Source organism: Rodentibacter rarus (assembly GCF_001998965.1).
GTDB classification, from domain to species: Bacteria; Pseudomonadota; Gammaproteobacteria; order Enterobacterales; family Pasteurellaceae; genus Rodentibacter; species Rodentibacter rarus.
Genome location: NZ_MLHJ01000007.1, coordinates 1 through 9,563, shown reverse-complemented (window position 1 = coordinate 9,563; position 9,563 = coordinate 1). Strand labels below are relative to the sequence as shown.

The window sequence follows — 9,563 nt, the reverse complement described above, 5'->3', positions numbered from 1 at the left end:
TTTTATAACGGACACACGCAGTGTGTCCCTACGTTCTGTTAAAATTTCTATTTTTGTGCATTTGCTACATAATCCGGTAAAACGAAAAAGTGCGGTCAAAATTAACCGCACTTTTCTGCAATAAACATTGGGAGTGATTATGTTAATTTCTTTACACGTTTTCTTTGCTTTTTTAAGTTTAGGGCTTTTGATAGTTCGTGGAGGAATGCAATTAAGTGGGAAAGATTGGCGAGCCATAAAATGGCTAAAAATTTTACCGCACTTGGCTGATACCCTTTTAATTGTCAGTGGTTTAAGCCTATTTTTCCTCTTGCCTTTTGAATTAGAAGACTGGCTTATCGTAAAACTTTGTCTGCTTATTTTGTATGTTGTCTTTGCGGCAAAATTCTTCAGCAGAAAAGCGACAAAATCCAATCCAATATTTTTATTGCTTGCTCTCGCAAGCTTTATTGGTGCGATTCTTATCGCTTACATTCACTAGATTTAGATGTAAAAAAATAGAGCGGATCAACCTGTTAAGTTCAAAGGGTTAGCTATCTGAACCCATATTTATCCAACCTTACTTTTGAAGAAAGTGCGGATAGGATTTGATGTGTTTTTTATCTAAAGTCATCCAAATGGTGAGGATAAGGCATTATTACACGTATATGATAGGTTATCCGCACACGTAACAGATATATTCGAGCCCAACGTATTCGATCTTTTACTCAATAACAATTTTATTGTAATAAGGCAGCCATTTTTTCATTAGTTGCAACACCTCATCGGTGAAATAATGGCGGGTTTTAGCTTTTAATGCCGGTGAGTATTTTAGATACTGATAGCGATAAATATAGCCATAATTAATCGCTCTAATTCTTTCTAAATTTATAAGCATCCGTTTTGTTTCGTCATTGATATTTTCAATATCATTTTTGCGTTGTTCGTACAGTTTTATTAAACATTTATCAAGTTCAAATAAATGAACAAGTTTTGATATATCGTTTTTTGTGGTGGTGAGGCTATTTGGTCTTAAACGATAATGATAAAACACTCGCCCCACTTCAATCACTGTGATGTTGGAAAGAGACAGAATTTCCGAGATAAATAGAATATCTTCGCCAACGCTTAAAGTTTCGTTAAGCCAAAGATGATTTTGGCGCAAAAAGTCTGTTCTAAAAAAGCCAAAACAGCAGCTGGGATGCCAATCCCATTTGAGCATATCATTCAAATGTTGATAACTACTCATCACCTCATATTGATTTGCTTTTATTCGGGAGGACTCAAACCTACGTGAACAAGCCCCGCTAAATGCATCACATTCATCACTCTTTTCTATGGTGCCTTTCAGCACATCAGCTTGATGTCTATCGGCAATCTCAACCATGGTATCTAGGTGAGTTTCAACAAGCCAATCATCGGGATCGACAAAATAGACATAACGCCCTTTCGCTTGCCTTAGCCCGGCATTACGAGCGGCTGCAACCCCTTGATTATGTTGATTGATAAGGATAATGAAAGGGTAACGAGAGAAATACTGTTCAACAACGGCTAAACTACCATCCGTTGAACCATCATTAACAATGATGATTTCTTTACTCACAGATTGTGAAATAAGACTATCCAAACACCGAGCAAGGTATTTTTCGACATTGTAAACAGGAATAACGAAACTTATGCTAACTGACACAATGGTATTTTCTCCTCGTGTTATATTGAACTAAAAATTGACATCCGGCTCTTGTTGTTCTTTTGGCAACAGCTACTTCTTTTTTTTCGGCAACTTATCTTGATGATCTGAGGGAAGTTCTTGATAGTTAAACACAGGCAATCCCCATTCAAAACGAATGGCTAAAATTCTTAATGTAAAACTGCTAATTAAGGTGATTAACACAGCAAGCGTTTGTTCTATTTGTAACGCAGTAAGCCCAAAATAGGTCAGGGTGGCACAGAGCGAAACGCTAGCATAGAGTTCTTTTTGAAAGACAAGAGGAATGCGGTTGCAAAGCATATCACGCAACACACCGCCAAACGCCCCGGTAATGCAACCAGCAATGCAGACGATAGTGACACTATGCCCCATATCCATTGCAATTTGTGCCCCAATGATCGAAAAGACCACTAAACCCATGGCATCCAGCACCAAGAAAATCATTCGGAAATAACGCATAAAATGATTGATAAAAGGGGCGATATAAACAGTCATCACCGCCGCCCCAGCCACCACTAAAAAATATTCGGGATGCTTCACCCAACCCAAAGGATAATGCCCGAGTAACACATCACGCACAGAACCACCACCAATTGCGGTTACAGAGGCAATGATAATCACACCGAAAATATCCATTTTTTCTCTGCCGGCAGCCAGTGCGCCTGTCATTCCCTCGGCGGTAATACCAATGATATATAAAATACTCAGCAACATTTGGGGTCCTCAAGTGCGGTTAAAATCATTTTCATTCTACTTTAAAAAACAATGAATTTTTAGCATAATAGCGAATTATTTTTTTACATTTTTCGGCGATGTCAGAACAATCTTCAAAATCTTTTTTAATTCCCCTTTCGATACTTGCTATTGCAATGGTACTTGCCATTGATCTTTTTATCTTGTCTTTGCAATCTCAACCGCAAGTGATACCCCATTTGGGATTAACCGTGCTAGTGGCACAGTTAATGTCGTTATTGGTGTTTTATAAAGGGGAAATTTGCCCGGGGCAGCGTGGACGGTTAATTAAAGTGAATTTAACGTTCGCCTTATATTGGATGGTTTGGTGGGGAATGAGTTTTTCCTCTTCTCAACCGACTTTTACCAATGTGGTCTGTCTCTGTGGTTTATCTGTGGTGTATTTCATTTGGAAACAACCCAAAGCAGAAAAACTCCGCAACAGTTTTTTGCTGATGGCAACATTAGTGGGTGGTTTAGGCGTATTGGGTTATGTGATGTTGCTGAGCCAACTCCCTTTGTCTGCATTTGCTGAATATAACCCAATGGCGCCGATTTTAGCGGGCGTCATTTTGGCTAATTTATCACTTGTTATCGCCAAAAGCCGCTTGCAGGGTTTGATTGCATTATTCCCCTTTGTGATGATTATTTTGCTGGTTTTAAATGCGGCGGTAATGTTCATTTTTTTGATATTAAACGGCTTAGAAAGTGCGGTTGATTCTGAACATGTTTTTGCCTATGGGATTTATTTTATTTGCCATTTGGTGATGGCGGCAATATTAGCCATACACAGCATTCGGAAATGGACATTAAGTGTAAATACATTATTCATTTTACTCTTTATTGGCGTATGTCTACCATTGTGGATGGTGTTTATATGAAACAAAAGCAACAGAATTATGCGGCAGGCATGTTGGTAATTGGCTGCATTTTATTCGGTTTGGGCAGTATTATTGTTAAATTTGTCCCCGTTGGCGGTTATGCCATTGCGTTTTGGCGTTTGCTTATTGCCTCGGGGATTTTTTGGTTTTTAATGAAATTAAAATGCCAGCATTTCCCGAAAAATAAAAAAGCACGATATTATGCCTGTCTATCCGGTATTTTTCTCGCCTTTGATCTTGCCTTTTGGCACGAAAGTATTTATGCCGTTGGACCCGGTATTTCCACCCTACTAAACAGCCTACAAATTTTCTTTTTAGCGGTGATTGGATTTATTTTCTTTTCCGAACGACAAAGCAAATTGCAGTTATTTAGCCTTGTATTGGCAGTGGTGGGAGTCGTGTTGATTGCCGGGGAAGAATTACAGCACAATATTGAAGGCATTTACGGCATCATCATTGGCTTACTTTCCGCTATGATGTTGGCAGGCTCGATGGTAATGGTGAAAAAAGTCCATCAAGAAGAACCGACTGCTTTGTTTCCTTTGATGCTTATTATCAGCCTGAGTGGGGCATTGGTGTTGATTATTCCTTCTCTCATATTGAATGCTGACAGCCTCTATCCTATGAGTTGGCAAGATTGGGGATTAATCATTATTTATGGTGCGGTGATGCAGTGTGTCGCTTGGGGGATGACTGCTTATGCGATCCCATTACTTTCTTTGGGATTAACCGGGTTATTGTTACTTTCCGAACCCGTTGCGGCATTAGTCATTGATTATTTTTATTTGCATAAAGAAATCAATTTGTGGCAATGGTGTGGTGCGGGGTTGACATTATTCGCTATCTATCTCGGTTCGGTGAAACGCTAAAACAAAAAGTGCGGTTAAAAATAACCGCACTTGGTTTCTATTCTTGCGCTTTCTTTTTCAAATAAGCATAGAGCTCGTCTTTAATCCTTAATTTTTCTTTTTTCAAGATCTCAATTTCCGTATGCGTGGCGAGCGTAATGTTTTCCTCTTTATTTTTGATATCCTGATCCAAATCATTATGTTTGTTAAACAAACGTTCAAAATAAGCATCATGATTTTTAAGTTTAGTGATTAAGTCTCTAAATTCGGGAAACATAAGCAGCTCCTTTGGGTGGTTAAAAACTGTTTCCACTTTACCTTATTTAGAAAAAATTCATAGAAGCGAATCACAAAAATTTGATGTGGATCACAAAATAAAATCCTTACTCTCTATTGGGTTTTAACTGGTTTATTTGATTAATCCACGCTAGAATAAGAGCGTTTTATTTCAATGAAAAAGTAAGGAAATCCAATGATCGATCCAAATTTACTCCGCAATAATTTAGCGGAAGTGGCAGAAAAATTAAAAATTAAACGTCACTTCATTCTTGATACTGAAAAACTTACGGCATTAGAAGAGCAACGAAAAGCTCTCCAAGTGAAAACCGAAACCTTGCAAGCAGAACGTAATGGACGTTCAAAAGCCATTGGTGCAGCAAAAGCCCGGGGGGAAGATATCGCCCCACTGCTTGCTGAAGTGGACAATATGGGCGAGCAGCTAAACGAAGCAAAAACGCAGCTTGAAGTGGTGTTGGCAGAAATCAATCAAATTGCTCTAAGCATTCCAAATCTTCCGGCTGATGAAGTTCCCCTTGGTAAAGATGATACGGAAAACCTTGAAATTTTACGTTGGGGTACGCCAAGAACCTTTGATTTTGAAGTGAAAGATCATGTGACCTTAGGCGAGCAAAAAGAGGGATTAGATTTTGCCGCCGGGGCTAAATTAGCGGGTGCCCGTTTTGCTGTGATGAAAGGTCAAATTGCAAAATTACATCGTGCTTTAGCACAATTTATGTTGGATCTTCACACCGAACAACATGGTTACTTAGAAACCTATGTGCCTTATTTGGTGAACCATGCCACCCTTTACGGCACAGGGCAATTGCCAAAATTTGGTGAGGATCTTTTCCACACTAATGCCTTGGAAGGGGAGCAACCTTACGCCTTAATCCCAACGGCGGAGGTGCCGGTCACTAACTTAGTGCGTGATGTGATTTTAGATGAGGCGGAATTACCGATTAAAATGACGGCACATACACCTTGTTTCCGTTCTGAAGCAGGATCTTATGGTCGGGATACCCGAGGTTTAATTCGAATGCACCAATTTGATAAAGTGGAAATGGTGCAAATTGTCGATCCGGATAAATCAATGGAAGCCCTTGAGGAATTAACCGGTCATGCGGAAAAAGTGTTGCAATTATTGAATTTACCTTATCGTAAAGTGTTGCTTTGCACCGGTGATATGGGCTTTGGTTCTTGCAAAACTTATGATTTAGAGGTTTGGATTCCGGCACAAAATACTTACCGTGAGATTTCATCTTGTTCTAATATGTGGGATTTCCAAGCTCGCCGTATGCAGGCTCGTTGTAAGGCAAAAGGGGATAAGAAAACCCGTTTGGTTCACACATTAAATGGTTCCGGTCTGGCGGTTGGGCGTACCCTCGTGGCGGTGCTTGAAAACTATCAGAATGCGGACGGCTCAATTACCGTACCGGAAGTATTGCGCCCGTATATGGGGGGCTTAGAGGTTATCGGTAAATAATACAGGGATAACGATGAAAAAAGTGCGGTCAATTTTAACCGCACTTTTTTTATGACTTATAATACTGCGATTGCCGCATCATAATTCGGTTCATTTTTAATTTCAGATACTAATTCACTGTGTAATACTTGGTTGTTTTCATCTAATACGATCACAGAGCGGGCGGTTAAACCGGCAATCGGACCGGTGACAATCGCTACTCCTAGGGCTTCATGAACCGCTTTATGGCGGAAAGTGGAGAGAGTTTGTACATTTTCAATGCCTTCAGCGCCACAAAAACGGGCTTGTGCAAAAGGAAGATCCGCTGAAATACACAAGACGACGGTATTTTCTAAGTTTGCCGCACGTTGGTTAAACACACGAACGGATGTGGCACAAACCCCGGTATCAATACTTGGGAAAATATTTAATACTTTGCGCTTGCCGGCAAAAACCTCTAAGCCAACATCGGCTAAGTCTTTGTTGGTTAACGTGAGGTTTTCAATTTTTTCCCCTTTTTGTGGAAAATGACCTTTAATTTCAATGGGATTACCCATCATGGTTACTTTGTTCATAAAAGCTCCTAGTCAGTTTGAATTAAATTGAGCACTTGAATGAGTGCGGTAAAAAATTTGTCATTTTCTTGTGGCAAGCCAATACTAATGCGTAAATGATTTGGCATACCATAGCCTGCAATAGGGCGAACAATCACTCCTTTTCGTAATAATGCCTCATAAATTGGCTGTGCAGGTTGTTTGAAATCAATGGTGATAAAATTGCCTTTAGAGGGGATATAATCCAAACCATATCGTCGGCAGAATTGTTCGTAGCGAGCCATTTCAACACGGTTGTTTTCCGCCACTTTTTCAATAAAGTCATCGTCATTCATCACTGCAATGGCGGAGGCAATCGCTAAACTGTTACAGTTAAAAGGCTGGCGAACACGGTTTAATAAATCAGCAATCTCAGGATTAGATACCGCATAGCCAATGCGTAAACCGGCTAATCCATAGGCTTTCGAGAGGGAGCGGGAAACAATGAGATTTGGATATTTCTTCAATAAACCGAAGGAATTAACCCGTTCTTCGGGGAGGGTAAATTCGGTATAGGCTTCATCTAATACCACAATGACGTTTTCAGGCACTTTTGCTAAGAAGTCATCAAGTTCTTGTTCGGTTAAGAAATTACCGGTGGGATTATTGGGATTGGCGATAAAAATCAGTTTGGTTTTATCGGAAAGTGCGGTTAAAAATCCCGCTAAATGATGCCCCCAGTTTTTTGCCGGAATTTCTTTTGCTGTGGCATTAATGGCTTTGGTGACAAGGGGATAGACGATAAAAGCATATTGCGAATAAATGATTTCATCACCTTCACTAGCAAAAGTATGGGCGAAGAGTTCAAGTAAATCATTTGAACCGTTACCAAGCGTAATCTGATTTGGTTGAACGCTAAATTTTTTAGCGATGGCTTGTTTAAGTTCAAAACCATTTGCATCCGGGTAGCGGGTGAGCTGATCTAATTGCTTGATGATAGCCTGTTTTGCACTTTCGGGAAAACCGAAAGGGTTTTCATTTGATGCCAGTTTGATGATATTGGTAATACCCAGTTCACGTTCAAGTTCTTCAATGGGTTTGCCCGCTTGATAAGGGGAAAGGGATTTTACCCCGGGATTGGCGATAGTAATATATTGCATAGTGTTACGTTTATTAAGATAAATGGGCGTAGAATAACGCCCAATATTGAGGATGAAATAATGATTGTGTTTTTATGTTATTAAGCAAGATTTTCCGCTTCAAATTTTTTCATAAATTGGATTAAGGCTTCCACCCCTTCCAAAGGCATTGCATTATAGATAGAGGCACGCATTCCCCCCAACACTTTATGACCTTTTAATGCCTGCAATCCGGCTGCCGTTGCTTCTGCGATGAATTTTGCATCAAGTTCCGGATTGCCGGTCACGAAGGTCACATTCATTGTCGAACGATTTTCTTTTGCCACCACATTGCGATAAAGTTGGCTTCCATCAATATAATCATAGAGAGCTTGAGCCTTGCGGACATTGCGCTCGGCAATCACCTTTAATCCGCCAATGGCTTTAATATGTTTGAACACCAACGAGCAAAGATACCACGCAAAAGTAGGCGGCGTGTTGATCATAGAATCCGCATCCCGTTGCACGGCATAGTTCCAAATAGAAGGGGTTTCTTTGCGGGCGTGACCGATTAAATCATCACGGATAATCACCAACGTAATCCCCGCAGGACCAAGGTTTTTTTGTGCACCGGCATAAATGACGCCAAATTTGCTAATATCAATTTCACGAGAAAGGATATTTGATGACATATCCGCCACCAAAACGGCATCACCCACATTCGGTATTTCAAAAATTTCTACTCCGCTAATGGTTTCATTCGGGCAATAGTGCACATAATCGTATTGATCGGCAATATCGCTAAAATCCAAAGTGGTAATGTGGGTATTCTCTCCCTTCTCAACAATCGTAATTTCATCAATTTCTGCAAAATTACGGGCTTCTTTTGCTGCGGTGGCAGACCAATGTCCGCTGTTTAAATAAAGGGCTTTTCCTTTTTTACCGATAAGATTCATTGGCAATGCCGCAAATTGCCCCCGTGCGCCACCTTGTAAAAATAACACCCGGTAGTTATCCGGAATGTGATAGACCTCACGCAGATCTTTTTCGGCTTCTGCAATAAGTTCCATAAAATATTTACCACGGTGGCTGACTTCCATCACGGAAACGCCCTGCCCTAACCAATTGGTGAGTTCCGCTTGTGCTTTATGTAATACTTCGGGAAAAATCATCGCCGGACCGGCACTAAAATTGAAGACTTGAGACATTGTGCTTTCCTTGTTTTTAGAAAATAATGCGCTACGTTTTATCACTAGAAAAGCGGATAATCAACGCTTTTTAGAAAAATCCGTGCTTTTTTTGATATAAGCCACAAAATTTAAATTTAAGGTTTTGACGAGGAAGGAAAAAAAAGCTAAATTACGAGCGGTTATTTTGTCATATAGGGAGAGCAACTATGGAAACCGTAAATAAACAATCCTTTCAAGAAGTGTTGGAATATGTTCGTATGTATCGTTTAAAAAATAAATTAAAACGTGATATTGAAGACATCAGCCGTAAAATTCGTGATAACCAAAAACGGGTGTTGTTACTTGATAATTTAAACCAATATATTCGTGACGATATGGACATTAACGATGTACGCGCCATTATCGAAAATATGCGTGATGACTATGAAGCACGCGTGGATGATTATACAATCCGCAGTGCGGAGCTTTCTACGCAACGTCGTGAAATTAGTTCAAAAATGAAAGAACAAAAAAAATCTCACGAAGATTTAATGAAAAAATCAAATAAAATTACGGCATAAAAACAGCTGTAACAATATGAAAATTTAGACCTCTACGGCAAACTTAAGATTAACACTTAAAATAGCCATAGAGGTCTAATTATAACGACAAAACACCGCGGTATTATGTAGCAAATGCACAAAACAGAAATTTTAACCAAAACGTGGGGACACACTGCGTGTGTCCGTTATAAAATCAAATTATTTCAATAGGTTAAAATTCGGACACACGCAGTGTGTCCCTACAAGATAACAAAAAAACAACGTTGTGCAACTGCTGCATAATACCGG

The 9,563-nt window shown here is 39.8% G+C and carries 11 protein-coding genes; 5 read left to right on the top strand and 6 right to left on the bottom strand.

Going from position 1 to position 9,563, the window contains the following annotated elements:
* The first annotated feature begins 139 nt into the window (after positions 1-139).
* Positions 140-481 carry a SirB2 family protein gene (locus BKK50_RS00815; protein WP_077414407.1) on the top strand — a complete coding sequence of 114 codons (342 nt, stop codon included), beginning with the start codon at positions 140-142 and terminating at the stop codon, positions 479-481.
* A gap of 222 nt (positions 482-703) precedes the next feature.
* Here the strand turns inward: BKK50_RS00815 and BKK50_RS00810 are convergent, their stop codons facing one another.
* The gene (locus BKK50_RS00810; protein WP_158074645.1) at positions 704-1,669 is read right to left on the bottom strand and encodes a glycosyltransferase family 2 protein; all 966 of its coding nucleotides are present in this window, start codon (positions 1,667-1,669) and stop codon (positions 704-706) included.
* A 72-nt stretch (positions 1,670-1,741) separates the two neighbouring features.
* The gene (locus tag BKK50_RS00805; RefSeq protein ID WP_077414403.1) at positions 1,742-2,404 is read right to left on the bottom strand and encodes a trimeric intracellular cation channel family protein; all 663 of its coding nucleotides are present in this window, start codon (positions 2,402-2,404) and stop codon (positions 1,742-1,744) included.
* A 98-nt stretch (positions 2,405-2,502) separates the two neighbouring features.
* On the opposite strand from BKK50_RS00805, the gene BKK50_RS00800 reads away from it, so the two are divergent.
* Positions 2,503-3,303 (top strand): hypothetical protein, encoded by an 801-nt coding sequence (locus BKK50_RS00800; RefSeq protein ID WP_077414401.1) that lies wholly within the window; start codon positions 2,503-2,505, stop codon positions 3,301-3,303.
* Positions 3,300-4,172 carry a DMT family transporter gene (locus tag BKK50_RS00795; protein ID WP_077414399.1) on the top strand — a complete coding sequence of 291 codons (873 nt, stop codon included), beginning with the start codon at positions 3,300-3,302 and terminating at the stop codon, positions 4,170-4,172. Before BKK50_RS00800 ends, BKK50_RS00795 begins: the two co-directional genes overlap by 4 nt.
* 37 nt (positions 4,173-4,209) lie before the next feature.
* Here the strand turns inward: BKK50_RS00795 and BKK50_RS00790 are convergent, their stop codons facing one another.
* A complete protein-coding gene (locus tag BKK50_RS00790) occupies positions 4,210-4,428 on the bottom strand; it encodes an HP1242/YdcH family protein (RefSeq protein ID WP_077414397.1) in 219 nt (72 codons plus the stop codon).
* Between the two features lie 195 nt (positions 4,429-4,623).
* Between BKK50_RS00790 and serS the strand changes: the two genes are divergently transcribed.
* A complete protein-coding gene (gene serS, locus BKK50_RS00785) occupies positions 4,624-5,913 on the top strand; it encodes a serine--tRNA ligase (protein WP_077414395.1) in 1,290 nt (429 codons plus the stop codon).
* Positions 5,914-5,969: 56 nt separating this feature from the next.
* Here the strand turns inward: serS and tpx are convergent, their stop codons facing one another.
* The 3 genes from tpx to serC all read right to left on the bottom strand — a co-directional run bounded on the left by tpx (position 5,970) and on the right by serC (position 8,751).
* A complete protein-coding gene (tpx, locus tag BKK50_RS00780) occupies positions 5,970-6,467 on the bottom strand; it encodes a thiol peroxidase (RefSeq protein WP_077414392.1) in 498 nt (165 codons plus the stop codon).
* An 8-nt stretch (positions 6,468-6,475) separates the two neighbouring features.
* Complete coding sequence (gene hisC, locus BKK50_RS00775) at positions 6,476-7,585, bottom strand: histidinol-phosphate transaminase (RefSeq protein WP_077414390.1); 1,110 nt, start codon at positions 7,583-7,585, stop codon at positions 6,476-6,478.
* An 80-nt stretch (positions 7,586-7,665) separates the two neighbouring features.
* Entirely contained in the window at positions 7,666-8,751 is a 1,086-nt protein-coding gene (gene serC, locus BKK50_RS00770; RefSeq protein ID WP_077414388.1) for a 3-phosphoserine/phosphohydroxythreonine transaminase, read from the bottom strand.
* 188 nt (positions 8,752-8,939) lie between these two features.
* Here serC and BKK50_RS00765 point away from each other — a divergent pair, with 188 nt between their 5' ends.
* A complete protein-coding gene (locus BKK50_RS00765) occupies positions 8,940-9,293 on the top strand; it encodes a DUF496 family protein (RefSeq protein WP_077414386.1) in 354 nt (117 codons plus the stop codon).
* Positions 9,294-9,563: the final 270 nt, after the last annotated feature.

Bases quoted from the DNA above. Each gene is read 5' to 3' on its own strand.
- BKK50_RS00815 (WP_077414407.1), top strand. From the start codon at position 140: ATGTTAATTTCTTTACACGTTTTCTTTGCTTTTTTAAGTTTAGGGCTT.
- BKK50_RS00805 (WP_077414403.1), bottom strand. From the start codon at position 2,404: ATGTTGCTGAGTATTTTATATATCATTGGTATTACCGCCGAGGGAATG.
- BKK50_RS00800 (WP_077414401.1), top strand. From the start codon at position 2,503: ATGTCAGAACAATCTTCAAAATCTTTTTTAATTCCCCTTTCGATACTT.
- BKK50_RS00795 (WP_077414399.1), top strand. From the start codon at position 3,300: ATGAAACAAAAGCAACAGAATTATGCGGCAGGCATGTTGGTAATTGGC.
- BKK50_RS00790 (WP_077414397.1), bottom strand. From the start codon at position 4,428: ATGTTTCCCGAATTTAGAGACTTAATCACTAAACTTAAAAATCATGAT.
- serS (WP_077414395.1), top strand. From the start codon at position 4,624: ATGATCGATCCAAATTTACTCCGCAATAATTTAGCGGAAGTGGCAGAA.
- tpx (WP_077414392.1), bottom strand. From the start codon at position 6,467: ATGAACAAAGTAACCATGATGGGTAATCCCATTGAAATTAAAGGTCAT.
- hisC (WP_077414390.1), bottom strand. From the start codon at position 7,585: ATGCAATATATTACTATCGCCAATCCCGGGGTAAAATCCCTTTCCCCT.
- serC (WP_077414388.1), bottom strand. From the start codon at position 8,751: ATGTCTCAAGTCTTCAATTTTAGTGCCGGTCCGGCGATGATTTTTCCC.
- BKK50_RS00765 (WP_077414386.1), top strand. From the start codon at position 8,940: ATGGAAACCGTAAATAAACAATCCTTTCAAGAAGTGTTGGAATATGTT.